Source organism: Micromonospora sp. NPDC005206 (genome assembly GCF_040608175.1).
In the GTDB taxonomy this organism is placed as follows: domain Bacteria; phylum Actinomycetota; class Actinomycetes; order Mycobacteriales; family Micromonosporaceae; genus Micromonospora.
This window is the reverse complement of sequence record NZ_JBEXHU010000001.1, coordinates 16465-42746: the sequence shown is the minus strand read 5'-3', so window position 1 is coordinate 42746 and position 26282 is coordinate 16465. Positions and strand designations below refer to the sequence as shown.

Genomic DNA, 26282 nt, shown 5'->3' with positions numbered 1-26282 from the left:
AGCCTTTCATCACGCCGCCGCACCCGCTGCGGCGACCGGCACAACGCGCCGCGGGAGGACCGGCCGCCCGCCGCCCCGTGCCGGCGGGCGGTCCGTTCACCCGGTGGTCAGGATCGCCAGGATCACGGTGACGCCCACCGCCGCGTCGAGTACCCCACACCACTCGGCGTAGCCGCGCGGCACCACCCGCCCGATGCGGTGGTGGACCAGGTCCCAGGCGGCGTGCGCCAGCCAACCGAACGCCACCAGCCACGCGGCGGTCCGTCCGCCGGCCGTCACCGCGACCAGGGTAAGGGTGACCCAGCCGGCCAGGCCGAGCAGTTGAGTGGTGAGCACGCCCGGTCCGCGCAGTGTGCCGCGGGCCAGACCGATCACCAGGTAGCCGCCGGGCAGCACCAACATCGCCCACGGGGTGAGCACGCCCGGGTCGACCCAGTTGTCCACGGTCATCAGCAGCGCCAGCCCGGTCGGCCACCGGCGGGCGATCGCCACCACGGCCGGATGCCGACGTACGGGCACCGGGGCCTCGTGACGGTGTCGCACCGCCACCAGCACCATCGCCGGCACCATCAGCAGGTGGCCACCGAGCAGCATCGCGTCGGCGTCCAGCAGGCCGGCCCACATCGGCGCGAAGAGCAGCAGGAACGGGACGTACATCGCGGCGGCCATCTCGCCGACCGCGAGCCAGCGATGCGCGCGGTAGCGCATCCAGACCGTCATGCCGATGGTCATGTCGGTGGCCATCACCAGGGCGGCCACCTCCGGCCGGCCCAGCGGGCCGGCGAGCCCCAGCGCGGCGCCGGCCGCGTCCCACAACGGGCCGAGCAGCAGCATCCCGGCGACCATGGCGAGCGCCATCTCGGCGAGGTGCCGCAGCAGGTGCCGCGTGCCGCCGCCCGCCACGGTGGCGGGCGTCTTGCCCGGCGGTGCCGGCCGCTCGGCCGGCAGCGGCCCGGTCGGCGGTACGGCGAGAGCGTCAATGTCTGTCCGTGTCATCTCCATGCCGTCCACCCTGGTGGCGTACGCGAGCAGCCGGCAGTTCCATCCGTCACCGGAAAACCGTGCGGACTGCACGGCTCGACCGTGACATCCGCTGGGGTGGACCGGGCGCGGAGCGGCCCTAGTATCGGTGCCGTGGCGAGCGAGGCGGTGACTCCCCGGGCGGACCGGCGGCTGCACCGGGCCCGGCAGGCGACTCTGCTGTCGCTGGCCACCGGAGTCTGGGCGAGCGTGCTGCTGCCCGCGGTCGGCCTGACCCGCGATCCCGATCCCGGCCGCGTCTCCTTCGGCGCGGCCGGCATCCTCGCCTTCGCGGCCGCTCAGACCGCCGTGCTGTACGCCGCCGTGACGCCGTGGCTCGACCACCGCTGGCGGCGTCGGGCACAGCTCAGCCTGGCCGGGGTGGCGGTGCTGACCGTCCCGCTGGTGGGGCCGGTGGCGGCCGGTGCCTGGCCGACCTGGGCCTGGCTCGGCGCGTCCCTGATCGGCATGGCCCCGCTGCTGGTCCGGCTCCCGGCCGCGGTGGCGGTGGCGGTCGGCGCCCTGCTGGCGTCGGCGGGAGTGGCCTGGTGGACCGACGGCTCCGTCGGGCGCCACCTGGCTGTCACCGGCGGGATCGGGCTGTCCGTCGCCGCGGTCAACTGGTTCCAGGTCTGGTTCTGGGACCTGCTCGTGGAGGCTCGACAGGGGCAGGCCGCCCGCGCCCGGCTGGCCGCCGCCGAGGAGCGTCTGCGCTTCGCCCGCGACGTGCACGACGTGCTGGGCCACAACCTCACCGTGATCGCGTTGAAGGCCGAACTCGCCGCCCGGCTGGCCCCGATCGACCCCGAACGGGCCGGCCAGGAGGCCACCGACGTCCAGCGGCTCGCGGCATCCGCGCTGACCAAGGTACGGGAGACCGTGCACGGCTACCGGACCGTCGACCTCGGCGAACAGCTGGCCGCCGTGGCGGGCGTCCTGCGCTCCTGTGGGGTGCGCTGCACGGTGCCTCAGCCACCGGCCAACCTGCCGCAGGCCGCCGCCACCGAGCTGGCCGCCGTGCTGCGCGAGGCGGGGACGAACGTGCTGCGGCACAGTCGCGCCGGCTGGTGCCGGATCAGCATCGACCGGGAGGACGACGTGGCCAGGATGACGGTGGCCAACGACGGCGCCGACGACCGTGGTCCGGACGCGCACAGCCACGGCCTGCGAGGGCTCGCCGAACGGCTCGCGGCCGCCGGAGGGGAGCTGCGGGTGCGCCGCGAGGACGCGGTGTTCACCCTGGAAGCCACCCTGCCGGTGGTCCCGTGATCCGCGTCCTGCTCGCCGACGACGAGGAGCTGATGCGGGTGGCCGTCGCCGCGCTGCTCGGGCTGGAACCGGACATCGAGGTCGTGGCCCAGGCCGCCGAGGGCCGGGCCGCGGTCGACGCAGCGCTCGCGCATCGTCCCGACGTGGCCGTGGTGGACCTGGAGATGCCCGGCCTGAACGGCATCGAGGTGGCCGCCGAGCTGACCCGGGCACTGCCGGCCTGCGCGGTGGTGGTGTTGACGGGGCACGGCCGGCCGGGGCACCTGCGGCAGGCGTTGACGGCGGGCGCGCGGGGATTCCTGCCCAAGGGCTCGCCGGGCGGGGCGCTCGCCGACGTGATCCGCCGGGTGCACGGCGGCGGCCGGTACGTCGACCCGTCGCTCGCCGCCGACGCGCTGACCCTGCCCACCTGCCCGCTGACCCCCCGCGAGCTGGAGACCCTGCGGCTGGCCGAGTTCGGCGCCCCGGTGGCGGTGATCGCCCGCCGGGTGCACCTGTCCACCGGCACGGTGCGCAACCACCTCTCCGCCGCCGTGCAGAAGCTCGGGGCGGCCGACCGGTCGGAGGCGGTGCGCACCGCCCGGGACAACGGCTGGCTCTGACCGCGTCGCCGGCACGGTTACGGTGGCCTGGTGCGTACGGTGGAACTGGTCTGCTCGGCCGGGTTGGACGCGGCGGTCCGGTCCGCCTGGGACCGGTTGGCCGCGGCCGGGCTGCCCAGCCTGGCCCGCAACACCCACCCGACCAACCGGCCGCACCTGACCCTCGCCGCGGTGGACGAGTTCCCGCCCGGGGCCGAGCACCGCCTGACCGACCTGTTCGACGCCGCGCTGCCGGTGCCGGTCACGCTCGACCGCATCGTCGTTCTCGACGGCAGTGCGCCGTTGGTCTGGCTCGTGCGACCCACGCCGGCGCTGACCGCACTGCACGCCGCCGTCTGGGACGTGCTCGCCGACGCCGCCGGACATCGTCCGTGGCACGCGCCGGGTGGGTGGGTGCCGCACCTGAGCGTGGCGCTGCGGTTCCGCAACGCGGACCTGCGGCTGGCCCGCGCCGTCGCCGGCGGTCAGCGGCCGACGGGCGCGTTCGTCGGGGCCCGTAGCTACGACGGCACCGACCGGTCGGTGGCACCGCTGACGCGCCGGCAGATCTGATCCCGCGCGACCGTCCTGTTCGGATGTGTCCACCGCGCCGCCATCTTCGTCGGCACCGGCCTCGGGGGGCCTCCGTCCTCGGGACGGAGGCCCCCCGACTGCGTCAGCGATAGAAGCGCAGGTAGTCGAACTCGGCGGTGACCGGCGGCACGGCGCCGCCATGCGCGACCAGCCCGATGCGCGGGGTGGTGTCGGCCGGGAAGGTCCACACCGCACCCCAGGTCCAGCTCCGCCCGTCCCGGCTGGAGCCGGCCCGGAACTCGTGCTCTCCGGTGGCCGGGTCGACGTGGTGCGCCAGCCGCAGCCAGGTGGTGGTGGCCGGGGTGCCGACGATGCTGCCGCCGTACACCGGCTGGCCGGCGAAGGGCAACTCGTAGCCGTACTCGACCTGCCGGGTGTTCCAGATCGCCACCTGGGCCAGCCGGGCGAACCGGTCGTCGTCCACGTACGCGACCAGCCCGGCCTGCTGGTAGTTGCGGACCGTCTCCTCGCCCAGGTCCAGCGTCACCTTCGTCTCCGCCACGTAGTCGCCGCGCGGCGCGTCACGCAGCAGCACCCCTGCGGTGTTGCCGGTGCCGGTCAGGTCGGCGTTCTGCACCGGCCAGCGCAGCGCGCCGCCGGCGACGGTGGCCGCCGAGTCCTCGCGCACCCACCGCCAGCCGCCGTCCAGCCCGTCGCCGAACTCGTCGGAGTACGCCCGCAGCGGCGCGCCGACCCGGGGCTCCGGCACCGCCCGCTTCGCCGGCTGGTACAGCCGGGCCACGCTGACGTTGTCGAACACGGCCGTGCCGCCCGTGGCGGCCAGTCCGGGGCGACCGGCGACCGGACGGTCCAGTCGCAGCGACACCACGGCGAGCTGATCACCGAGGCGGGCCGGGCTCAGCTCGGCGACCAGCTGCTGGCCGCGTACCTCGGTGGCCAGGTTGTGCCGGGCGGCCAGGTCGAGCCCGGCGGGCAGCGGCGCGGTAGCACGCCGGTCGCCGTCGCTGGCCACCAGCCGGCCGCCGGCCGCGTCCACCCGGACCTCGACCCGGCCGCCGAGGGTGATCCCGGCGGTGGCCGCGCCGGTCAACCGCAGGTCGGCCTCCGCCCGCACGTCGCCGCCGACAGTGGTACGGCTGGACAGCGCGCCGCTGCCGGTGAGCTGACCGTCGGTGACCCGCCACTCGCCGGCGCCACGTCGCCAGCCGGACAGCCCGGCGGCGTCGAACCGGTCGTCGACCCGGCCGGTGGTCACCGGTGCGGGTCGGTTGCCCTCGGACGGGCCGGCGCCGGCGTTCACCGTCGGCCAGCCGTCGATCCAGTCGAGCCGGTCCAGCAGCATCGGGCGTTCGTTGATGCCGAACGGCTCGTCCAGGTACGGGTCGGCGCGGTCGATCGCGTGGTAGACGATCCAGTCCTGTCCGGACAGGTCCGTGAGGAACCCGTTGTGCCCGGTGCCGATCCACCGGTTGCCGTTCTGGGTGAGCACCGGCGTGCCGCCGGCCCGGGACGCGGTCAGCGCGACCCCGTCGCGGTCGGTGAACGGGCCGCGCGGGCTGCGCGCGCGTCCGACCTGGACGGAGTAGCCGGTGGCGGGGCCGGCGCAGCAGTTCGCGGTGGAGGCGAACAGGTAGTACCAGCCGTCGTGGCGCAGCACGTAGCTGCCCTCGAACTTGTTGTCGATGGCCACCAGGGTCGGTGTGCCGACCGCGGTGAGCCCGTCCGGGCTGAGCTCGGTGACCGAGATGCCGCCGTAGTAGCTGCCGTGGTAGAGGTAGCTGCGGCCGTCGACGTCGGTGAACTGGCTGGGGTCGATGGTCCACAGGTAGCCGCCACCACCACCGGGATGCGGGGCGACGACGGGTTCGGCGGCGAAGGTCCACGGCCCGGTCGGGGTGGGCGCGGTCGCCGCACCGATGGCGTAGTCGCTGCCCTCGGTGGAGACGGTGGTGTCGGTGACTGTCACGTACATGACCCACCGGTCGCCGAGGCGGCGCACGTCCGGCGCCCAGAATGCCGCGCCGGGCGCCGCGTACGGCGGGCGCTGGTCGGGGCCGAACGCGTCGCCGACGTACGTCCAGTCGACCAGGTCGGCCGAGCGGGCGGTGGGCACCCGGTGGAACTCGCGCTCGCCCTCGCGGAGCGGGTCGGTGGTGCCGTAGGCGTACCAGAAGCCGTCGTCGCCGCGGACGATGACCGGGTCGGCGAAGGTGTCGCCGACGGCGGTCGAGATCGGGTTGCGGTAGCGGGACGGGCCGTCGGAGCCGGCGGCGGGAGCGGGTGCGGTCGCGGTCAGGATCAGACCGAGCGCGGCGGCGAGCGCGCCGCCACGGCGGAGATGTCGCATGTGGACCTGCCTCGGGGGGAGGTTGGCGGTGCATCGACAGGAGCGGTGTGTCCACCGTTTCTATAACGATGGATACAACGTTGTAAAGACCGCCGATGCCGGACCCTGCTGGCTGGTACGCCCCTGGGCAGGACGATGATGGGGAGATGAGCGCTGTCACCGAGGGCCGGGGGATGGCCGATCTGGCCGCCCTGCTGGCCGACGGCACCCGGGCCGGCATCTGCCTCGCGCTGCTCGACGGCCGCGCGTGGACCGCCGGGGAGCTGGCCCGCCGGACCGGGGTCGCGCCGTCGACCGCCAGCGACCACCTCACCCGGCTGGTCCGGGGTGGGCTGCTGGTCGAGGAGCGGCAGGGCCGGCACCGCTACCTGCGGCTGGCCGGGCCGTCGGTGGCCCAGCTGATCGAGGGCCTGGCCGGGCACGCCCCGACCCCACCCGCGCCGACCGGTTCGCTGCGGGCGTCCACCGCTGGTGCCGCGATGGCGTACGCCCGCACCTGCTACGACCACCTCGCCGGGCGGCTGGGCGTGTTGATGTACGACGCGCTGCTGGCCGACGGGCGGCTGGACCGGGCCAGCGGGCTGACGCTGACGCCCGACGGGTGGGCGTGGGCGGCCGGGCTGGGCGTACCCGTGGACGTGCTGCGCACCGCGCGGCGCCCGGTGGTGCGCGACTGCCTGGACTGGACCGAGCGCCGGCCGCACCTGGCAGGGGCGCTCGGCGCGGCGCTCTGCCGTCGGTTCGGCGAGCGGGGCTGGACGACCCGGGGCGCCGGCCGTGCTGTCCGCCTCACCCCGACCGGCCGATCGGCCCTGGCCGCGACCCTGAACATCCCCGAACACGCCCTCAGCCCCACGCCGCCTGCGCCAACCACCAGCGGCCGCGCCTGAACCCCGGGGACGCCGTGGCAGAGGGAGCCGCAGACGCAACATCCTGGATCGAGTGGCTTCCCCAGGCCCGCAGGCCACTCGATCCACGATCAAGCACGATCTTGGTGGGCGGCGCGGCGCGGCGGTGCGGGCGACGGGATTGTTCGGTGAGGGGCGAACGGTTCGGGTCCTACGGTCGGGCGGTGACTGATGACTGGCCCGTTGTTCCGCCCGCTGCCGAGACGCCGGCGTGCGGACCGCCCACGTTCGAGACCGGCGGCGGTTGGTGGGTGACCCGGCACGCCGACGTTCGGACCGCGCTGACCGATCCCGCCTTCCAGGTACCGCCCGTGGACACCGGGCCGCCCGGCACCCTCGCCTGGCTACGCGGCGCGGTCAGCCGGTTCAGCCCGCCCGAGTGGCACGCCGAGCGTCGCGCGATCGGGACGTCCGCACTGTCCGCGCTGGACCCGGACGAGCTACGGCAGGAGGCGGCCCGACGGACCACCGCCGCCCTGGACGATGCCGGTGCGCACCTCGACGTGATGCGCGAACTGGCCAGGCCGGTTCCGCTACGGGTGCTGGCCGGCCGGCTCGGCCTGACCGATCCGGCCGCCGCCGGGACGGCGGTCGCGGCCGTCGCCGCCGCGTACCACCCCGGGGTCGACCCGGCGCTGGTCCGGCGGGCCGACCGGGCGGTCGCCACGCTGCTGGAGCTCTGCCCACCGGCACGGCCGGAGGTGCGGGCGAACCTGATCGGCCTGCTGGTCCAGGCCTGCGACGCGACCGCCGGCCTGATCGGCGCCGCCGCCCACCACCTGCTCCCCACGCCCGCCCGCCGCGCGTCCGCCGGCCCGTCGGCCCCGGAGCGGGCGATGGATCCGCTGGCCGGCGTGGCGACGGCGGACCTGCTGGCCGAGGTGCTGCGGCTCGACCCGCCGGTGCGGGCCACCCGACGGGTCACCGTCGCCGCGGTACGGCTGGGCGGCCAGGACCTGCCGCCGAACAGCCCCGTGCTGCTCCGGTTCGACGCCGCCAACCGTGACCCGGAGGCGTTCGCCGAGCCGGCCGCGTTCCGGCCCGGCCGGCCCAGGGCCGGGCGGCTCACGTTCGGCGCGGGGGAGCGCGGCTGCCCCGGCGACCGGCACGCGCTGGCCCTCGCCACCGGGGTGCTCGACGTGCTGCGCGAGCGCTGCCTACGCACCGACGTCGTGCTGCGCCACGAGCCACACCCGACCCTGCGCGTTCCGACGATCCTGGAGGTGACGGTCCGATGACCGACCGCCGTGCGGCGTTCCACGCCCTGCACCACACCGACCGCCCGCTGCTGCTGCCGAACGCCTGGGACCACGCCTCGGCGGCGGCACTGGCCGCGGGCGGCCATCCGGCCATCGGCACCACCAGCCTCGGGGTCGCCGCGGCCGCCGGCCGCCCCGACGGCGTGGCGGCCACCGGCGCGGAGACCCTGGCCCTGACCCGCCGGCTCGCCCGGCTGCCGGTCCTGCTCACCGTCGACGTGGAGGCCGGTTTCTCCGACGATCCGGCGGCGGTTGCCGGGTACGTGGCCGAGCTGGCCGGGCTCGGCGCGGTCGGGATCAACCTGGAGGACGGGCGCGCCGACGGCACCCTGGCCGATCCGGAGTGCACCGCCGACAAGATCGCGGCGGTGAAGGCGGCGGTGCCCGATCTGTTCGTCAACGCCCGCACCGACACCTGGTGGCTCGGGGTGGCCGATCCGCTGCCGCAGACCCTGGCCCGCGCTCGGGCCTACCGCGCCGCCGGCGCCGACGGGATCTTCGTCCCCGGCGCCGTCGACTTGGCGACGCTGCGGATGCTGACCGAACGGATCGACGCGCCGCTGAACGCGCTGTACCAACCGGGCGGCCCCGGGCTCGACGAGCTGAGGCGGGCCGGGGTCGCCCGGGTCAGCACCGGCTCGCTGCTGTTCCGGGCCGCGCTGGCCACCGTCGTCGCCACCGCCGACGCGATTGCTGCCGGTGGGTTCACGGCGTCGCCGGGGCTGCCGTCGTACGCGACGGTGCAGGGCCTGGTGCCCGCGGACGGCGACTGATTTCCCCGCCGGCTCCGGCGGTGGTTCGTCACCGCCGGAGCCGCATGCCGCGCGTCAGCCCCGCCGCTCCCTTCGGGGCAGATAGGAGGATTGTTCGCCCCATTCCGGTCCCGCTTGATTACGGTGTGTTCAGGGCGATCCACCCAGAGTCGTGACCGGAGAAGGGACCCCGTCATGCGCGTGCCCAGCCGTAGCCCAGGACAGCAGCCCGGTCCGCCCGTGTCGCCCACCGCCCCGGCTCGCCGCCGACCCTCCGGCACCGCCCCCCGCCGCCTCCCCGCCACCGCGCCGGACCTCGCCGCCTATCGGGCGGCCGTCGCGGACCTGCTGGTCGAGGTGGGTGCCCTGGCCGACGCGACCAGCACACGCGCCCGTCAGGTGCTCATCGACGAACGGCTGCGCGAACCGGCGCTCGCCGCGGTGCTCGACGCCACCCCGCAGGGGCTGATCGGCGCGCGCGAGACGTTGCTGCTGGAGATGGCGCGCTACCAGCCGAACGAGCGCACCTCGGCTGGTGACCTCACCGCGCTGGTCCGGATCTACCTGCTCTCCCGCATCGACGTGCTGTGGTGGCAGGACGCCCCCACCTTCGTCACCGACGATCAGGTCAACGGCAGTGCCGACCTGGTCGACCTGGAGTGGCTGCGCCGGCGGGACCTGCTGCGCTTCCGCTACCAGGAGCAGCCCGCCACAATGCTGGGCCGGGCCACGCGGGGGCTGCGTCGCCGACTGCGGCCGGACGCCACCCCGCGCACCGCCGGGCTCCTCTTCCGGCGGGCCCGGCGGGAGGTGGTCGCGTTGCTCAACGACATCGGGCGGGAGTTCGCCGCGGCGGCGCCGCCGGCCACCCCGCCACTGTGGGTGACCAGTCTGGTCCGCAGCGCCGAGCACCAGTACCGCCTGCGCCGCATGGGCTACGCCGCGATGCTGCCCAGCGGGCACTGCCTCGGCTACTCGATGGACGTCGAGCTGGCCTGGTACGAGCGCTTCGGCGCGCGGGAGGCGCTCGGCGAGCTGCTGCTGGCCCGGCAGGAGGCCGGCGAGCTCAACGTGATCGACGAGGGACAGGCCTGGCATCTCTGCCTGGCGCCCACCGCCCGGCGTCGGCTGCGTCGGGCGTACGAGACCGAGATGGGGGTCTGAGCCGATGTGCGGTATCGCGTTGAGCATCGGCCCTGAGGCCGACCCGACGACCTTCCGGAGGATGCTCGCCGTCCTGGCCGCTCGCGGCGAGGTCACCGAGACCCGTTCGGAGAGCGGGCTGCTCGCCGGCACCCGCCGGCTGCGGGTGGTGAACCGGGACCGGGCCGTACAGCCGTGGACCTCGATCGACGAGCGCTGGCTGCTCTGCTTCAACGGCGAGATCTTCAACCACCGGGAGCTGCGCGCGCAGCTGACCCGGCTCGGGCACGTGTTCCGCACCGAGAGCGACACCGAGGTGCTGCTCGTCGCGTTCGAGCAGTGGGGCGAGGCGGCGGTGACCCGGCTGCGCGGCGAGTACGCCTTCGTGGTCGTCGAACGCGGCATCGGCCGGGCGTACCTTGCCCGCGACCCGCTCGGGGTGAAGCCGCTGTACTGGGCCCGGCAGCCCGGGTGCCTGCACCTCGCCTCCGAGGTCAAGGCGCTGGTCGGGCACGGCGCACCGATCGCCGAGGTGCCGCCGGGACACCACGGCTGGGCGGACCCGGACGGCCACGTGCGGCTGCGACCGTACGTTGACCTGCTCACCCTCGGTGACGGTCTGCCGGTCGTCGACGACCCGGACGAGGCCGCCCTGCTAGTCCGTGCCGCGCTGACCGACGCGATCCGGATGCGGGTCGAGACCGACCTCACCGTCGGGGTGGTGCTCTCCGGCGGGCTGGACAGCTCGCTGACCCTGCGGCAGGTGCGGGACGTGCACCCGGACTGCGTGGCGGTGACGGTCGGCGTGCCGGACAGCCCGGACGTGGCGTACGCGCGGCGGTTCGCCGCCGACCTCGGTGTGCCGCACGAGGTCATCGAGCTGCGCCCGCGGGACATCCGGCTGACCGACGTACGCGAGGCCATCCGGATCTCCGAGCTGACCGAGTACGGCGACATCATCAACGCGGTGGTCTCGGTGCCGATCTTCCGGCGGCTGCGCGCCCTGGGCGTCAAGGTGGTGCTGACCGGCGACGGCTCCGACGAGCTGTTCGGTGGGTACCCGATGTACCACCAGGTCGAGGCTGCCGCGTCCCGTCGGCTGTTCCTGCACCGGATCCGCAACCTGTGCCGCACCGAGTTGCAGCGGGTCGACCGGGCGGCCATGGGGCACGGTGTCGAGGCGCGGCTGCCGTTCCTCGACCTGAGCGTGGTGGAGCTGGCGATGCGCCTGCCGCTGGGGCTGAAGCTGCGCGACGGGCAGGAGAAGTGGATCGTCCGGCGGGCGTTCGCCGACGTGCTGCCCGACTACGTCCGCCAGCGACCCAAGAACCCGATGTCCTACTCCACCGGCCTGCACGAGCGGGTCCGGCTGTACAAGCCGCTGTTCGCCCGGCTGCACCGCTCGTTCGGCTACGACCTGCTCGAGCCGGTGCGCCGCGACTTCGACACCGTGCTGAGCCGGTGCGGCAACGACCTGGACCGGGCCATCGCCGACGGGTTGACCCGACCCGACTACACCGTGCTGGAGCACGCCCGCGACCTCGTCGGGGCGGCGAAGTGGAACGCCGCGCCGATCGTCCGTCGGCTGGTCGGCCCCCGGCCGCCCCGCCGGTCGCCGGTCGGCTGACCGTTTGCCCGAGGCGTGACCGCGCACCGGACTGACCGGTTGGCGCCCAGCGCCAGGTCCGATCACCGCCAGCACCCGCGTCGTCGCCGGGCCAGGCTGGACGCATGACGACCAGCACCGCCTTCCTGATCCGCGCCCTGCCGGCCGGGACGCTCGACACCGTCCGCTGTACCCGCCGGGACGCCGCCGACCGACCCGTCGAGGTACTCCCGGCGGGCGGCGGGGAACCGCTGCGCTGCTGCCTGCGCGACGCCGAGGCGGGGGAGGCGCTGCTGCTCGTCGGCTATGCGCCGCCGGTCGCCGCCGGCCCGTACCGGGAGGTCGGCCCGGTCTTCGCGCACGCCGTCGCCTGTCCGGGACCGGAGCCGGCGGGCGGCCACCCGCCGGACTGGCGGGGGCGACCCCAGGTCCTGCGGGCGTACGACCGGCAGGGCCGGATCCACGGCGGTCGCCTGCACGACGGCACCGACCCGGAGGCGGTGATCGCGGAGTTGTTCGCCGACCCGGCCGTGTACGAGCTGCACAGTCGCAACGTGGTGTACGGCTGCTTCATGTTCGCCGTGGAGCGGGCCGCCGCGTGACGCCGGCCCGCTCCCCGGCGGTGGCGTGACCGGCGCTCAGCTCGTCAACAGCAGCGCGCCGACCGCGGCGAGCGTGCCGGTGACCGCCAGCAGGGGGCGCTGGTCACCACGAACCAGGTCACCGGCACCGCCACCCCGGCCGCCCGGCACCGCTCGAACCACAGCAGGGTGGCCAGCGACGCCCAGGGTGCGGCCAGCGGCCCGATGTTGGTGCCGATCAGCAGCGCCAGCAGCCGGGTCCCGTCACCGGTGTGCAGCACCGACTCGCCGGCCAGGTAGGCCGGCAGGTTGTTCACCGCGTTGGCCAGCAACGCCCCGGTGCCACCGGCGCGGAGCGCGCCGAGCGCTCCGCCGTCGGCGCCGAGGAGCCCGGCGACCAGGTCGTCCAGTCCGAACCGGCCGAGGGTCTGCACCACCAGGAACAGGCCGGTGACGAAGAGCAGCAGCCGCAGCGGCACCAGCCCCGGGCGCAGCGTCGCGGGGGAGCGGACCACGAACCCGAGCAGCACCACCGCGACGGCGACCGTCGAGGCGAGGGCGATCTCCACGCCGGCGAGGATGCCGGCGACGAAGAGCAGGCAGCCGGCGAGCGCGGTGCGGTGCAGCACCGGATCCGACGGCACGTGGCGGGCGGGTGGAACGAAGCGGCCACCGGCCGGCCGGTCCCGCCACCACCACGCCCACCAGAGCAGCGCCATGGTGACCGCGACCGCGGTGAGCTGCGGCAGCGCCATCCGGGCCGCGTAGGCCAGCGGCGCCAGCCCGATCCGGTCGGCGGCCAGCAGGTTGGTCAGGTTGGACACCGGCAGCAGCAGGCTCGCGGTGTTGGCCAACCAGACCGTGGTGACCGCGAGCGGGGCGGCCGGGACGCGCAGGCCGCGGGCCAGCGCGAGCAGCACCGGCGTGAGCAGCACGGCGGTGGTGTCCAGGTTGAGCACGAGTGTGGTCAGCGTGGCGAGGCCGCCGCAGAGCAGGAACAGCGCCGCCCAGCTGCCCCGCGCGGCGCGGGCCAGTCGACTGGCCAGCACGTCGAAGACGCCCGCCACGGCGGTCAGCTCGGCCAGCACGATCACGGAGCCGAGGAAGAGCAGCAGCGGCAGGATCCGGTGCAGGGTGGCGGTGGTCTCGGCGCGGGGCAGCAGCCCGCCCAGCGCGCAGGCCGCGCCGGCCACCGCGAGGAACACCGCCACCAGGTCGAGCGGCTGGGGACGCCGGCGTGTGGTCGGCTCGGGTGGGGCGGGCGGCGCGCCGACGGCAAGTTTCACGTCGAATCACGCTGGCACAATGTCCCGTCGGCCGCCTCCGCTGCGACCGCCTTGGTGACCGGTCCCATAGGCACCGGTGCGGTCCACGGGTCGCCGGGCATGGACCGGCCGGATCACCGCGGCGACGGAATCCGACAGACCGCACCGGCGCGGTGGACAACCGTCGATCGGTCCCATAGCGTCCAACGGATATGCGCAGGACCCTGCCGGCCGTCACGACGGCCCTGCTGCTCGCCCTCACCTCCTGCACCACACCCAGGTCCGGAGGCCCGCTGCTCACCGCGCCGCCGGTGCCCCCGGCCACGCCGACCGCCTCCCGGCAGGACGCGGCCCAGGCCGCGCAGACCCTGGCCAGCCTGCGCCGGGTGGACGACCTGCCGCTGTACGAGATGACCTACGTCGGGGCGTACGACCCGACGGTGGGCACCGACGCCACCCCGCCCAGCCCGTTCGGCTGCTCGCTGTTCGTCGCCGCGGGCGACCCCGCCCGGCCGGTGTTCGCCCGCAACTTCGACTGGGACGCCAACCCGGCGCTGGTGCTGCGGACCGATCCGCCCCACGGGTACGCGGCCGTCTCGCTGGTCGACATCTCCTACCTCGGGGTCGGCGCGGACCCGGCCGGTGACCGGCGGCTGCTCAACGCGCCGCTGCTGCCCTTCGACGGGATGAACGAGCGGGGCCTCGCGGTGGGGCTGGCCGCCGACGACGCCGCGACGGCCCGCCCCGACCCGGGCAAGCCCACCGTCGGCTCGGTACGAATCCTGCGGCTGGTGCTGGACCGGGCCGCCACGGTCGACGAGGCGATCGCCGTGTTCACCCGGCACAACCTCGACTTCGACGGCGGGCCGCCACTGCACTACCTGCTGGCCGACGCGACCGGAGCCTCGGCGGTGATCGAGTTCGTCGATGGTGAGCTGCGGGTGGAGCGGGGCACGGGCGGCTGGCAGGCGCTGACCAACGTGCCGGTCGCCGGGGTGCCCGAGCAGCGTCGCCGCGAGGACCGCCGGTACGGGCAGATCGCCACCGCCCTGACCCGGGCCGGTGGGGTGGTGGACGCCGCCGCGGCGCACCGGGTGCTGGCGTCGGTCCGCCAGGGGCACACCCGCTGGTCCGTCACGTACGGCCTGCGCAGCGGCGAGGTCCGGCTGGTCACCGCGACCGGTGGCGGCGAGCGGCGCTACCAGCTGCCGATGAGCTGACTCCCCGGCGTACGCACCCCCTCGTGACGTGGCCGGGCCCGGCCCCCGGGATTCGGGGACCGGGCCCGGCGTCGTGCTCGGTGCCTACCGGTTCAGTGCTCGGTGCCTACCGGCTCAGGTAGCTGGGCTGGGTCTGCACGTTGAGCTCCTTGTACTTGACCAGCTTCGCCGTCCAGGTGCGCCAGTCGTTCAGCTCCAGGACGTCCAGGCCCTTCACCATGTCGTTGGAGTAGATGTGTCCGTTGTAGTAGTACGCGGACCAGGTGCCACCGCCGACGAACGTGTCGGCCGAGAGCGGCCCGCGCTCCCAGAAGGCGATCTCCTTCGGGTTGGCCGAGTCGGTGAAGTCCCAGACCGAGATGCCGCCCTGGTACCACGCCTGGACCATGATGTCCCGCCCGAGCACCGGGATCAGCGAGCCGTTGTGGGCCACGCAGTTCTCGGTGTCCGCGTTGTTGCGGGGAATCTTGTAGTAGCTGCGGAAGTGCATCGTCCGGGCGTCGCCGCGACCGGTGATGTCGTAGATGGCGTCCGCGCCCCGGTTCGGTCCGATGGCCTCGTTGCAGGTCGCCGCGCCGCCGCCACCCAGCTCGTCGGTGAAGATCACCTTGGTGCCGGCGTTGTTGAACGTGGCCGAGTGCCAGAACGCGAAGTTGACCGTGTCCCGCACGCGGTTGATGACCCGGGGGACCTCCCGGTTGCGGATGTCGAGCAGGATGCCGTCACCCATGCACGCGCCGGCGGCCAGGTCCCTGGCCGGGTAGACGGTGATGTCGTGGCAGCCGGTCGTCGCCGACCCGGTGCCGCTGCCCGGGAATCCGCCGTCCGGGAAGAGGTTTGGCGCGGCGATCACCGAGGCGTCGGTGGGCTTCTTCACCGGCACCTTGATGATGGAGATCGAGTCGTGCGGCGGCTGGCAGTCCGGGAATTCGGCCCGCGGGCTGTACGACGAGACGTACAGGTAGACCGTCTTGCTGCTCTTGCCCGGCACCAGGGTGTGAGTGTGCGAGCCGCAGGCGGTCTCCACGGACTTGACGTACCGCGGGTTGGCCTTGTTCTTGATGTCGAAGATCTTGATGCCCTCCCAGGACTCCTTCACGTCCGCCCCCTGCGCGGTGCTGTTGCAGGAGTCGTCGCTGCGGGACGAGTCGGTGGAGAGGAAGAGCAGGTCACCGTGGACGGAGATGTCATTCTGCGACCCCGGGCAGAGCACCCGGGACACGACCTTCGGCGCGCTGGGCCGCGAGATGTCGTAGATGACGAAGCCGTTGTAGTTGCCGGCGAACGCGTACTTGCCCTGGAAGGCGATGTCGCTGTTCGTCGCGTCCAGGGGAGCGACCTTGGGCAGGTTGGCGATCTGGCGCAGGTTGGGGCTGCTCACGATCTCATCGACGCCGGGGATGGTGTTCGTGGCGGCGGCCGCCGGTGCCGCTTGCGGCACGACCTGGGCGTTGCTTGCCGGGGCGACGAGGACGCTGGCGACGAGGAGACCGGTCGCGGCGAGGCCGACGATCCGGAGTTGTCGTAACCGTGGCATGTGGAGTCTGATCATCGGCGAGGCCCTTCGCAAGGGGGAGACGATGGTCGACACCTTACCGCCGGATGACGAGCATCGATGTGATCTGGGTCACATCACATCGTTCTCCTCAATGGATAACATCGCGATGACCTCGACCCCAGGGAGTGGCCCATGACCAGTCGGCGCGCACGGACACTGGCGGTCGTCACACTGGCGATCGTGCTGGCGCTGGTGGCCTTCGTCCTGGTCCGCGCGGGCGGAGACCCCGGGACAAGCGCCGCGCAGCCGGTCTCCGCGCCCGCCACCTCGACACCGGCGGCCAGCCCCGTTCCCACCGACCTGACCGTCATCGTGCCGGGCCGTCCGGGCGAGTCGGCGGCCACCCGCCCGGCCCACGAGGTCCGCGACGCGGGCCCGGCCCCGCACAACGCGTTGGACGCCATGTTCGTACGGATGATGATTCCGCACCACGCGCAGGCCCTGGAGATGGCGGAACTCGCCCCAGACCGGGCCGCCGACCCCGGCATCCGCGCCCTCGCCGACCGGATCCGGGCCAGCCAGGGGCCGGAGATGGGCATGATGCGCGGCTGGCTGCAGACCCGCGGTCTCTCGCCCGAGGCCCCGGGGCACGATCACGGCACCATGCGCGGCATGCAGTCACCGGAGGCGATGCGTCAGTTGGCCGCCGCCCGCGGCGCCGACTTCGACCGCCTCTTCGTCCGGATGATGACCGAACACCACCAGGGCGCCATCGAGATGGCCACCGACCTGCTCACGGTCGGTTCCGACCTGACGCTCAGCGAGTTCGCCAACTCGGTCGCCACCGAGCAGACCGTCGAGATCGACCGCATGCGCGAGGTCCTCGGTCGCTGAGCCGGCCCGCCCGGCCCCGTCCGCACCGCGCCCCGGAGCTGGGGCAGCCCGACCGGGACGGCGGAGGGGATCCGACACCCGGCACGTACGCTGGGTGACCGTGAGACGCACGATGTTCGGTCGCCCGCTGCGCGGCGTCGCCTTCGACGTGGCCGTCTCCGGCCTGGTGGTCCTCTTCGGCCTGGCCGGGGCGGCGAACCAGCCGGGCGGCTGGGCCGCCACCCTGGTCGGCGTGGGGATGGCGGTGGCCCTGCTGTTCCGCCGCTCGCACCCGGGCGCGGTGACCGTGGCCGTCGCGGTGCTCGCCCTGGTCCAGGTGATCGCCCAGTGGGGTCCGCTCGCCTTCGACGTCGCCGTCCTGATCGCCCTCTACAGCGTGGTGAAGTACGGCGAGCGGCTGCGCGACGGCGTGCTCGCGGGCGCCGTCGCCGCCGTGGGCGTGCTGCTCGCCGCCGCGCAGACCCGGGGCGTCATGAGCTGGTGGACGACCGCGCTGTGGTACGCGCTGGTCACCGGCGCCGTCTGGCTGGCCGCGCTGAACGTGCGGACCCGCCGCCTCTACGTGCTCAGTCTTGAGGAGCGGGCCAGCACCCTGGAACGCGGGCGGGAAGCCGAGTCCCGGGCGGCCGTCGCCGAGGAGCGCACCCGGATCGCCCGCGAGCTGCACGACGTGGTGGCGCACAGCATGGCGGTGATGATCGTCCAGGCGGACGGCGCGCGGTTCATGCTGGACCGCGACCCGGAGCAGGCGCGTACCGCCGTCAAGGTCGTCGCCGACACCGGCCGGCAGGCGCTGGAGGAGATGCGCCGGCTGGTCGGCGTCCTGCGGGACGCCGGCCCGACCGGCGCGGGTGGCCCGGACGGGCCCGTGGTGGCCGCCGACCCGGAACACCGCCGCCTGGCCCTGGCCGAGCTGCCCGACCTGCTGGCCCGGTTCCGCGACGCCGGGCTGCGCATCCGGCACACCGTCGACGGCGAGCCGCCGCCGCTCCCACCCGGGTTGGAGTTGACCATCTACCGCGTGGTGCAGGAGGCGCTGACCAACGCGCTCAAGCACGCCGGCGTCGGCGCCGGCGTGGAGCTGACCCTCGCGTACAGCGCCGACGCCGTCGTGGTCCGGGTGGTCGACGACGGTCGGGGCCGGCCGGTGGTCAGCCCGGCGCCGTCCGGCGGTCACGGCCTGCTCGGCATGCGCGAGCGGGTGACGGTGTACGACGGCACCCTCACCGCCGGCGCCCGGCTGGCCGGGGGCTGGCAGCTCGAGGTCCGGCTGCCGCTACCGTCGGAACCCGCAACGGAGGTGATCGCGGCATGACGGTCCGGGTGGTGATCGTGGACGACCAGGCGCTGGTGCGCGCCGGGTTCCGGATGGTGCTGGACTCCCAGCCCGACCTGGAGGTGGTGGGCGAGGCCATCGACGGCGCGGACGCGCTTCGGGTGCTCGCCCGCACCGAGGCCGACGTGGTGGTGATGGACGTCCGGATGCCGACCATGGACGGGGTGGAGGCGACCCGGCGACTCTGCGCGGACCGGCCCGCCGGCCCTCCCCGGGTGCTGGTGCTGACCACCTTCGACACCGAGGCGGACGCGTTCGCCGCGTTGCAGGCCGGGGCGAGCGGCTTCCTGCTCAAGAACGTCCCGCCGGAGGAACTGCTGGCCGCGATCCGGGTGGTCGCCGAGGGCGACTCGGTGGTCGCGCCGTCGATCACCCGGCGGCTGCTGGACCGGTTCGCCGGGCAGCTCGGCGCCGGCCCCACGGCCGACCCCCGGCTGGCGCAACTCACCGAGCGGGAGCGGGAGGTGCTGCTGCTGGTCGCGCAGGGGCTGTCCAACGCGGAGATCGCCGCCCAGGTGCACGTGGCCGAAGCGACGGTGAAGACCCACGTCGGGCGGATCCTGGCCAAGCTCCAGCTGCGCGACCGGGTCCAGGCGGTGGTGCTGGCGTACGAGAGCGGGCTGGTCACGCCCGGCGGATGACCCGGCGTACGACCTGGGTCGTACGCGACGGCGGGCGCACCGCGACCCGGGACGCACACAGGTCGAGCGCGCAGGTGGAGATCGACTGACTCGCGCCGGCCATAGCGTCGGAGGGGTCCGATCCGCACCCTGACCGGGGAGCCCCCATGTCCCTCGCACCTCCCACCCACGCCGGCAACGGCGTCGCGGTCACCGCCCGTGGCCTGGAAAAACGCTACGGCAGTGGCCCCGCCGCGGTCGTCGCGCTCGACGGGGTCGACCTCGATGTCGCCGCCGGCCGGTTCACCGCCATCATGGGTCCGTCCGGCTCCGGCAAGTCGACGCTGATGCACTGCCTGGCGGGGCTGGACCGGCCGAGCGCCGGCACGGTCGGCATCGGTGCGGCCGACCTCGGCCGGCTCGACGACCGGCGGCTCACCCTGCTGCGCCGTGACCGGGTCGGCTTCGTCTTCCAGAAGTTCAACCTGCTGCCGGCGCTGACCGCCGAGGAGAACATCGTGCTGCCGCTGGCCATCGCCGGCCGGCGGCCCGACCCGGCCTGGCTGCGCCAGGTGGTGGCGGCGGTGGGGCTGGCCGACCGTCTGCGGCACCGACCCGCGGAACTCTCCGGTGGCCAGCAGCAGCGGGTCGCGGTGGCTCGGGCCCTGATCACCAAGCCGTGGGTGATCTTCGCCGACGAGCCGACCGGGAACCTGGACTCCCGCTCCGGGGCGGAGGTACTGCGGCTGCTGCGGGAGGCCGTCGACACCCTGGGCCAGACCGTGATCATGGTGACCCACGACCCGGTGGCCGCCGGGCACGCCGACCGGGCGGTCTTCCTGGCCGACGGGCGGCTGGTCGGCGACCTCGCCACGCCCACCGCCGAGCAGGTGCTGGACACCCTCGCCGGTCTCGACCCGGCCCGTCCCCACGCCGGCACGGGGGCGGTGCCGCGATGATCCGCCTGACCCTGCGTTCACTGCGCGCCGAGGCCCTGCGGATGCTGCTCTCCGCGCTGGCCGTCGTGCTCGGTGTCGCGTTCATCGCCGGCACCCTGATCCTCGTCGACGGGATGCGTGCCGGCGCGTACGACCGGGCCGGCACCTTCGACCGGCACACCGACCTGGGCGTCTACCCGGCCGGCGACCGGCCGCTGCCCGCCGGCCTGGTCGACCGGGTCCGGACGGTGGACGGGGTGGCCGCCGCCGCCGGCGAACTGATCGGCACCGGCGGGGTCGTCGGCACCGACGGCCGGCCGGTACTCGGCTACGCCGTGCTCGCCGCCATCCCCACCGAGGACGCCCTGCGCTCGTACGACGTGGTCGCCGGCCGGCTGCCCGACCGCGCCGGGGAGGTGGTGCTCGACGCGCCGACGGTCGCCGAGGAGCGCTTCACCCTCGGCGCCCCGGTCCGGATCGGCGGCACCGGGGGCGCGGCCCGCCCGTACACCCTCGTCGGCACCGTCGACGTGGCCGACACCGCACGCGACATCGGTGGGCCGTTCATCGGCCTGGTCGGCCCGGACGCGCTCGCGGTCACCGGCGAGCGTGGGTACGGCCGGATCATGGTGGCGGCCCGGCCGGGAACCTCCGCCACGGCGGTGGCCGACCGGGTGCGCGCCATCGTGGGCGCGGACACCAGCGTGAAGAGCAGAACGCAGATCCTCGACGAGGCCGTCGACGACGCGGTCCGCGACCTGGACCAGTTCACCATGTTGCTGATGATCTTCGTGGGCGTCGCCGTGGTGGTGGCCGGCTTCGTGATCGCCAACACCTTCGCGATCGTGCTGGCGCAACGCACCCGGCGGACCGCGCTGCTCCGGCTGGTCGGCGCCACCCGGGGGCAGGTCTTCCGGTCCACCCTGCTGGAGTCGGCGGTGGTCGGGATGGTGGCCTCCGCGCTCGGGGTGCTGCTCGGGTTGGCCCTCGCTGGCGGGATGCGACTGCTGATGTCCCGGCTGGACGTGCCCGTCTCCGGCGGCTTCACCGTGGCCGGTTCGACCGTGCTGACCAGCCTGCTGCTCGGCACCGTGCTCACCGTCGGCGCCGCGATGCTGCCGGCCTGGCGCGGCACCCGGGTCGCCCCGGTGGCGGCGCTCACCGACGCCGCGGTGCAGCCCAGCCGGGGCGCCGGTCGGCTCCGGCTGACCCTCGGCGCGGTGGTGCTGGCCACCGGGGTCGCCGCACTCGCCGGCGCCGCCAGCGCCGGTCAGCTGCTGCTGGTGGCCGTCGGCGGCGTACTGGCCTTCTTCGGGATCGTGCTGTTCGGGCCGGTGCTCGTCCCGGCGCTGGTCCGAACCTTCGGCTGGCCGGCCCGCCGCCTGGCCGGGGCGACCGCCGGGCTGGCGGTGGCCAACGCGGTCCGCAACCCGCGCAGGGTCGCCGCGACCGCCACCGCCCTGGTGATCGGGATCGGACTGGTGTCGGCGTTCGTGGTCGGTGCGCGCAGCACCAAGGACGGCATCGAGCGCAGCGTCGACGCGCAGATCGGAACTGACTTCGTGGTCAGTGGCATCGGCCAGGAACTGCCCGCTCCGCTCGCCGGTGAGCTGGCGGCCCGCCCCGAGCTGGGCGTCGTGCACGAGCAGCTCAGCACGGTCACCGCCGGCGTCGAGTTCCGCGCCGCCCACCCGGCCCTGGTCGGCCGGACGTTGACCGGTGTGCTCGCCGGTGACGTCGGTCGGCTCGGACCGGGGCAGGTGCTGGTGCGTCGCGAGCTGGCGCAGGCGCGCGGCTGGCGGGTCGGCTCCCCGGTCACCGTCCGGGGACGACCGTTCCGGGTGGCCGCGGTGGTCACCGACGACGCGCCCGCCAGCGGCGTGCCCGCCGGTCACGTCATCGACATGGCCGACGCGGACTTCGCCGTGCTCTTTCCCGACAAGCGGGGTTTCCTCGCCGAGATCGATCCCGCCGCCGGGGTGGACCTCGAGCAGGCCCGGGACGCGATCGAGGCGGTGCTGGGCCGCTACCCGACGGTGAACCTGTTGGACCAGGGCGCGTACAAGAAGATGCTCACCGGCACAGTGGACATGGTGCTGGCCTTCGTCACCGCGATGCTCGGCCTGGCCGTGGTGATCGCCCTGGTCGGTGTGGCGAACACGCTGAGTCTGTCGGTGGTGGAGCGCACCCGGGAGAACGCCGTGCTGCGGGCGGTCGGGCTCACCCGGGGGCGCATGCGGGCCATGCTCGCCCTGGAGGCGGTGCTGACGGCGCTGGTCGGCGCGGTGCTCGGGGTCGGGCTGGGCACCGGGGTCAGCGCCGCCGCGATGGCCCTGCTGGCCCGCCTCGGCGGGGAGTTCCACGTGGTGCTGCCGCTCGGTCAGCTCGGGCTGATCCTCGGCGTCGCGGTGCTGGCCGCCCTGCTCGCCTCGGTGTTGCCGGCTCGCCGGGCGTTGTCCCGGCCGGTCGTCGAGGCGCTCGGCGACCAGTGACCGGCGGCGACGCGGACGGACATCCGCCGGCCGGCCCCGCCGTCTTCCCCGGCGGCGGGACCGGCCAGCGGTGCCGGGTCTACAGGCGCTCGACCACCGGGCCGGCGCACCGGTTGCGGGTGTCGAAGACGTAGCGGGCGTGCTGGACCACCAGGTCGTAGTCGAAGCAATCGTGGTCGGTGACCACCACCACCCCGTCGGCCGCCCGCACCTCACGCTCGGTCAGCCCGACCACGGTCACCCCGGCCGGGATGTGGTGCGCCTCGGCGTACGGCTCGACCGCGTGGACCTCCGCGCCGAGGGCCTGCAACCGCCGGGCCACGTCGACCGCGGGGGAGTCCCGCGTGTCGCCGGTGTTCTTCTTGTACGCCAGCCCGAGCAGCAGCAGCCGGGCGCCGCTGACCGCGCGGCCACTCCGGTTCAGCCCCGCCATGATCCGCTGCGCGACGTGCTCGGGCATCTCGTGGTTGACGTCGTTGGCCAGCTCGATGAACCGGAACTGTCGACCGAGGCGACGCTTGACCTGCCAGGACAGGTAGCACGGGTCGATCGGCAGGCAGTGCCCGCCGACGCCGGGGCCGGGCCGGAACGGCAGGAAGCCGAACGGCTTGGTCTCTGCCGCGTCGATGGCCTGCCAGACGTCGATGTCCAGGTGGTGCGAGAGCATCGTCAGCTCGTTGATCAGCGCGATGTTGACCTGGCGGAAGGTGTTCTCGATCAGCTTGGTCAGCTCGGCGACCCGGGTGGAGTCCACCGGCACGGTGTGCTCCACGAGGCGCCGGTAGAAGCCGTCCACCCGGTCCAGCGACGCCTGGTCCACGCCGGAGACCACCTTCGGGGTGTTCTCCAGTCGCCAGGTCGGGTTGCCCGGGTCGATCCGCTCGGGGCTGTAGCCGAGGTGGAAGTCGCCGGGGCTGTGCAGGCCGCTGGCCGAGTCCAGCAGGGGTCGCAGCAGCTCCTCGGTGGTGCCCGGATAGGTGGTGGACTCCAGGATCACGGTGCTGCCCGGCCGCACGTACGGGCCGATTGCGATGCCGGCCTGCTCGACGAAGCTCAGGTCGGGGGTGCCGTCCCGCAGCGGGGTGGGCACGGTGATGACGCAGATGTCGAAGCCCTCGGCGTCGGTGTACTCGGTGCTCGGGTGGTAGCGGCCGCTGCCCAGCGCCCGGCCCAGCCGGTCGGCGTCGACGTCGAGCCCGACCACGTCCAGCCCCGCCTCGACGGCTCACATGGCCAACGGCAGTCCCACGTACCCCTGGCCGATCACAACCAACTTCTCAGCGCTCACCCCGGCTCCCGCGGCAGATGGTGGAAATGACCTGCTGAGAGCCTAGAGGAGTCTTCGGCGACGTAAGTCCGTTTTGGGGATATCGGTGCTGGTGAGGTTCGCCGAGCCCTCCGCGCCGGCCGGCTCAGCCGGTCGGATCCTCCGGGTTGGCCGGCGGCGGGCTCGTGGTGGTGGACGGCTCGGCCGAGGGTGACGGTGGATCGCTGGTCGGGGTGGTCGCCGGATCGGTCGGTGACGCGGTGGTGGCGCTCGGGGTCGGCGCCGGTGGGCTGGCCGACCCGCTGGGCTGGGCGTTCGGCGTCGCGGTCACGGAGGCCGACGGCCTGTTGGCGGGGACGTTCGGCCTGTTCGGCCGGACCGGACCCACGGTGACCTCGTCGTTCGCCACCGGCAGATCGACCTGCTCGGTCGGCACCACCGCAGGCGCGGTCGTCGGCACGGTGATCGCCGGGTCTTCGCCGGCGTTTCGCGCCGCGCCCAGGGCGGCGCCCAGGCCGACAAGCGCGACCAGAGCGGCCGCGGCCGCGCCGACCAGCGGACCACGGCGGTGCCGACGACCGGCCACCGCCGCGCCGAGCGGCACGTCGGTGCGGGTGCCCGGTCCGGCGACGCGCAGCGGGGTAGCCGCCGTCACCATCGCGGTGGGTGGCTCGCCGCCGGTCACCGCCAACCGGGCCGCCTCGGCCATCGCCGCGCCGCTGCTGAACCGATCGAGCGGATCCTTGGCCAGTGCCTGGGACACCAGCGCGCGGACCGACTCTGGAATGTCGTGCGGCAGCTCCGGCGGCTCGTCGTCCAGGTGCCGGACGGCGACCTGGAGCGGGTTGTCGCCGGTGAACGGCGGCCCGCCGGTGAGGCAGCAGTAAGCGACCGCGCCCAGGGCGTAGATGTCGGTGGCGCCGCTGACCGGCCGGCCGGCGGCCTGCTCGGGTGCCATGTAGAGAGCCGTGCCTGGCACCGCGTTGGTGCTGGTGATGCTGGTGACGTTGGTGGAACGGGCCACGCCGAAGTCGACCAGGACGACCGTGCCGTCGTCGTGCACCAGCAGGTTGCTGGGCTTGACGTCGCGGTGCACGATGCCGCCGCGGTGTGCCGCGTTCAGCGCCTGGGCCGCCTGGGCCACGATCGACATGGTCTCGGCCACGTCGAGCCGGCCAGCCGCCTCGATCCGCCTGGACAACGGCTCGCCGTCGACGAACTCCATGACCAGGTAGTCGGCTCGGCCGCCGTCGGGCAGGTCGTCCTCGCCGCAGTCGTAGACCTGCACGATGCCCGGGTGCCGCAGCGCCGCCATGATCCGCGCCTCGGCCCGGAACCGGGCGATGAAATCGGGGTCGGAGACCAGCGCTGGCAGCAGGACCTTGACCGCGACCTGCCGACCGAGGACCAGGTCAGAGGCGCGCCAAACGTCGCCCATGCCGCCAGTGGCGACACGTTCGTCCAGGCGGTAGCGACCGCTGAGCACGACCTCCGATGACAACACGGCATTACCGTACCCAGAGAGGCGCGGAACGTCGCGCCGCGGCTGGTCGGCCGGGTGGCCGTACTCACCGGTCCATCCGGTCTGACCTGTGTGGACCCGGCCCGGTCTGTGACGCTTCGACGACACCCTGTGACGAAATCCGACACACGGCGGCGTACGCTTGCCCGGCGGCGGCGCGGAGACGCCTCCTGGCGTGCGGAGCGTCCGTTGGTCGCCGGGCGTTACGACGACGCGCCGTGCGACGGGACTAGATAATTGTCACTCTTCCGTGACGTGGTGCTGACTTGTCGCCCCCTTCGGTTCCCTCCTAGCGTTAGCCCGGCTCGGGCCGGCCGGGGGGGCAGTGCGTCGAGAAGAGACCGCCGTGGCGCTGGTCCAGACCTCCCGCCCCCGACCAACGAGGGCGCGGGCGCGATCACGTTCGGCGGAGGGGCGGTGCGGTGCGGGAGCTGGTCTGGCCGACGGTCCACGCCGCCCGGAATGCTCCGGTGCGGTGGATCAGGCCGGGGCGTCCCGGACGATCCGTGGCCCGCGGATGACCGGCGAGCTGTCGGAGGCGGTCACCGCAGCGCAGGACGGGGACGAGGACGCCTTCCGCTTTCTCTACCGCAGCCTCCAACCCGGCCTGCTGCGCTATCTGACCGCCCTGGTGGGCGCGGACGCCGAGGACGTCGCCTCGGAGACCTGGCTGCAGATATCCCGCGACCTGCCCAGCTTCACCGGCGGCGAGTTCCGCGCCTGGACCGTCACCATCGCCCGCAACCGGGCGATGGACCACCTGCGCCGCCTGCGGCGCCGACCGTCGCTGCCCGTTCCGGTGCAGGCGCTCGCCGACCTGGCCAGCGACGCGGACACCGCCGAGCGGGCGGGCGAGACGATCGGCACCGAGGCTGCGCTGGCCCTGATCGCCACCCTGCCGCCCCGCGAGGCCGAGGCGGTCCTGTTGCGGGCCGTGATCGGCTTGGACGCCGAGTCCGCCGGCCGTGTGCTGGGCCGCCGGGCCGGCGCCGTCCGGACCGCCGCCCACCGAGGCCTACGGCGGCTCGCCGCCCTGATGGAACGGCAGGAGCCGGCCACACCGCCGGACGCCGCCGGCATCACGCCGTCCCTGGCCGCCGACGGCATTGCGCCGTCCGTGGGCACCGAGGGCGTCGCGCCGTCCGTGGGCACCGAGGGCGTCGCGCCGTCCGTGGGCACCGAGGGCGTCGCGCCGTCCGTGGACACCGA

At 74.3% G+C, this 26282-nt stretch carries 20 protein-coding genes and 2 pseudogenes; 16 read left to right on the top strand and 6 right to left on the bottom strand.

Annotated features, from left to right (window positions below):
* Positions 1 to 96 precede the first annotated feature (96 nt).
* Positions 97 to 1074, bottom strand: coding sequence for a hypothetical protein (locus ABZU69_RS00185; protein ID WP_354962208.1), 978 nt, complete (start codon positions 1072 to 1074; stop codon positions 97 to 99).
* Positions 1075 to 1134: 60 nt separating this feature from the next.
* Here ABZU69_RS00185 and ABZU69_RS00180 point away from each other — a divergent pair, with 60 nt between their 5' ends.
* Genes ABZU69_RS00180 through ABZU69_RS00170 form a run of 3 tightly spaced genes read left to right on the top strand, consistent with a single transcriptional unit; the run spans position 1135 to position 3443 of the window.
* Positions 1135 to 2289, top strand: coding sequence for a histidine kinase (locus tag ABZU69_RS00180; RefSeq protein WP_354962207.1), 1155 nt, complete (start codon positions 1135 to 1137; stop codon positions 2287 to 2289).
* Positions 2286 to 2891 (top strand): response regulator transcription factor, encoded by a 606-nt coding sequence (locus ABZU69_RS00175; RefSeq protein WP_354962206.1) that lies wholly within the window; start codon positions 2286 to 2288, stop codon positions 2889 to 2891. The genes ABZU69_RS00180 and ABZU69_RS00175 overlap by 4 nt, the downstream gene beginning before the upstream one ends.
* Before the next feature lie 30 nt (positions 2892 to 2921).
* A complete protein-coding gene (locus ABZU69_RS00170) occupies positions 2922 to 3443 on the top strand; it encodes a 2'-5' RNA ligase family protein (protein ID WP_354962205.1) in 522 nt (173 codons plus the stop codon).
* Between the two features lie 103 nt (positions 3444 to 3546).
* On the opposite strand, the gene ABZU69_RS00165 is transcribed toward ABZU69_RS00170, so the two are convergent.
* Positions 3547 to 5772 carry a family 43 glycosylhydrolase gene (locus ABZU69_RS00165; RefSeq protein WP_354962204.1) on the bottom strand — a complete coding sequence of 742 codons (2226 nt, stop codon included), beginning with the start codon at positions 5770 to 5772 and terminating at the stop codon, positions 3547 to 3549.
* Between the two features lie 146 nt (positions 5773 to 5918).
* Between ABZU69_RS00165 and ABZU69_RS00160 the strand changes: the two genes are divergently transcribed.
* The 6 genes from ABZU69_RS00160 to ABZU69_RS00135 all read left to right on the top strand — a co-directional run bounded on the left by ABZU69_RS00160 (position 5919) and on the right by ABZU69_RS00135 (position 12042).
* Positions 5919 to 6662, top strand: coding sequence for a winged helix-turn-helix domain-containing protein (locus ABZU69_RS00160; RefSeq protein ID WP_354962203.1), 744 nt, complete (start codon positions 5919 to 5921; stop codon positions 6660 to 6662).
* A gap of 182 nt (positions 6663 to 6844) precedes the next feature.
* The gene (locus ABZU69_RS00155) at positions 6845 to 7918 is read left to right on the top strand and encodes a cytochrome P450 (protein ID WP_354962202.1); all 1074 of its coding nucleotides are present in this window, start codon (positions 6845 to 6847) and stop codon (positions 7916 to 7918) included.
* Positions 7915 to 8712, top strand: coding sequence for an isocitrate lyase/phosphoenolpyruvate mutase family protein (locus ABZU69_RS00150; RefSeq protein WP_354962201.1), 798 nt, complete (start codon positions 7915 to 7917; stop codon positions 8710 to 8712). The genes ABZU69_RS00155 and ABZU69_RS00150 overlap by 4 nt, the downstream gene beginning before the upstream one ends.
* 174 nt (positions 8713 to 8886) lie before the next feature.
* On the top strand, positions 8887 to 9855 hold the full coding sequence (locus tag ABZU69_RS00145; RefSeq protein WP_354962200.1) for a DUF5715 family protein: 969 nt from the start codon (positions 8887 to 8889) through the stop codon (positions 9853 to 9855).
* Between the two features lie 4 nt (positions 9856 to 9859).
* Positions 9860 to 11461 (top strand): asparagine synthase-related protein, encoded by a 1602-nt coding sequence (locus ABZU69_RS00140; protein ID WP_354962199.1) that lies wholly within the window; start codon positions 9860 to 9862, stop codon positions 11459 to 11461.
* Positions 11462 to 11565: 104 nt separating this feature from the next.
* A complete protein-coding gene (locus ABZU69_RS00135) occupies positions 11566 to 12042 on the top strand; it encodes a DUF1203 domain-containing protein (RefSeq protein WP_354962198.1) in 477 nt (158 codons plus the stop codon).
* Positions 12043 to 12086: 44 nt separating this feature from the next.
* Here the strand turns inward: ABZU69_RS00135 and ABZU69_RS00130 are convergent, their stop codons facing one another.
* Positions 12087 to 13307 carry an SLC13 family permease gene (locus ABZU69_RS00130; RefSeq protein ID WP_354962197.1) on the bottom strand — a complete coding sequence of 407 codons (1221 nt, stop codon included), beginning with the start codon at positions 13305 to 13307 and terminating at the stop codon, positions 12087 to 12089.
* A 191-nt stretch (positions 13308 to 13498) separates the two neighbouring features.
* Between ABZU69_RS00130 and ABZU69_RS00125 the strand changes: the two genes are divergently transcribed.
* The gene (locus ABZU69_RS00125) at positions 13499 to 14506 is read left to right on the top strand and encodes a linear amide C-N hydrolase (protein WP_354962196.1); all 1008 of its coding nucleotides are present in this window, start codon (positions 13499 to 13501) and stop codon (positions 14504 to 14506) included.
* Positions 14507 to 14612: 106 nt separating this feature from the next.
* Here ABZU69_RS00125 and ABZU69_RS00120 read toward each other — a convergent pair whose 3' ends face one another.
* Positions 14613 to 16058, bottom strand: a complete 1446-nt coding sequence (locus tag ABZU69_RS00120; protein ID WP_354962195.1) for a hypothetical protein — start codon at positions 16056 to 16058, stop codon at positions 14613 to 14615.
* Between the two features lie 138 nt (positions 16059 to 16196).
* On the opposite strand from ABZU69_RS00120, the gene ABZU69_RS00115 reads away from it, so the two are divergent.
* The 5 genes from ABZU69_RS00115 (at position 16197) to ABZU69_RS00095 (ending at position 22284) form a co-directional block, all read left to right on the top strand.
* Positions 16197 to 16898 carry a DUF305 domain-containing protein gene (locus ABZU69_RS00115; RefSeq protein WP_354962194.1) on the top strand — a complete coding sequence of 234 codons (702 nt, stop codon included), beginning with the start codon at positions 16197 to 16199 and terminating at the stop codon, positions 16896 to 16898.
* A gap of 94 nt (positions 16899 to 16992) precedes the next feature.
* A complete protein-coding gene (locus tag ABZU69_RS00110) occupies positions 16993 to 18213 on the top strand; it encodes a histidine kinase (RefSeq protein ID WP_354962193.1) in 1221 nt (406 codons plus the stop codon).
* Entirely contained in the window at positions 18210 to 18875 is a 666-nt protein-coding gene (locus tag ABZU69_RS00105) for a response regulator transcription factor (RefSeq protein WP_354962192.1), read from the top strand. The genes ABZU69_RS00110 and ABZU69_RS00105 overlap by 4 nt, the downstream gene beginning before the upstream one ends.
* 146 nt (positions 18876 to 19021) lie before the next feature.
* Positions 19022 to 19813: an ABC transporter ATP-binding protein gene (locus ABZU69_RS00100; protein ID WP_354962191.1), complete on the top strand. Its 792-nt coding sequence runs from the start codon at positions 19022 to 19024 to the stop codon at positions 19811 to 19813.
* Positions 19810 to 22284 (top strand): ABC transporter permease, encoded by a 2475-nt coding sequence (locus ABZU69_RS00095; RefSeq protein WP_354962190.1) that lies wholly within the window; start codon positions 19810 to 19812, stop codon positions 22282 to 22284. Before ABZU69_RS00100 ends, ABZU69_RS00095 begins: the two co-directional genes overlap by 4 nt.
* A 79-nt stretch (positions 22285 to 22363) precedes the next feature.
* Here ABZU69_RS00095 and ABZU69_RS00090 read toward each other — a convergent pair.
* A pseudogene (locus tag ABZU69_RS00090) lies at positions 22364 to 23572 on the bottom strand (nucleotide sugar dehydrogenase).
* A 124-nt stretch (positions 23573 to 23696) separates the two neighbouring features.
* Positions 23697 to 25055 (bottom strand): protein kinase, encoded by a 1359-nt coding sequence (locus tag ABZU69_RS00085; protein ID WP_354962189.1) that lies wholly within the window; start codon positions 25053 to 25055, stop codon positions 23697 to 23699.
* 535 nt (positions 25056 to 25590) lie between these two features.
* Between ABZU69_RS00085 and ABZU69_RS00080 the strand changes: the two are divergent.
* A pseudogene (locus tag ABZU69_RS00080) lies at positions 25591 to 26118 on the top strand (RNA polymerase sigma factor); the annotation flags it as partial.
* Positions 26119 to 26282 lie beyond the last annotated feature (164 nt).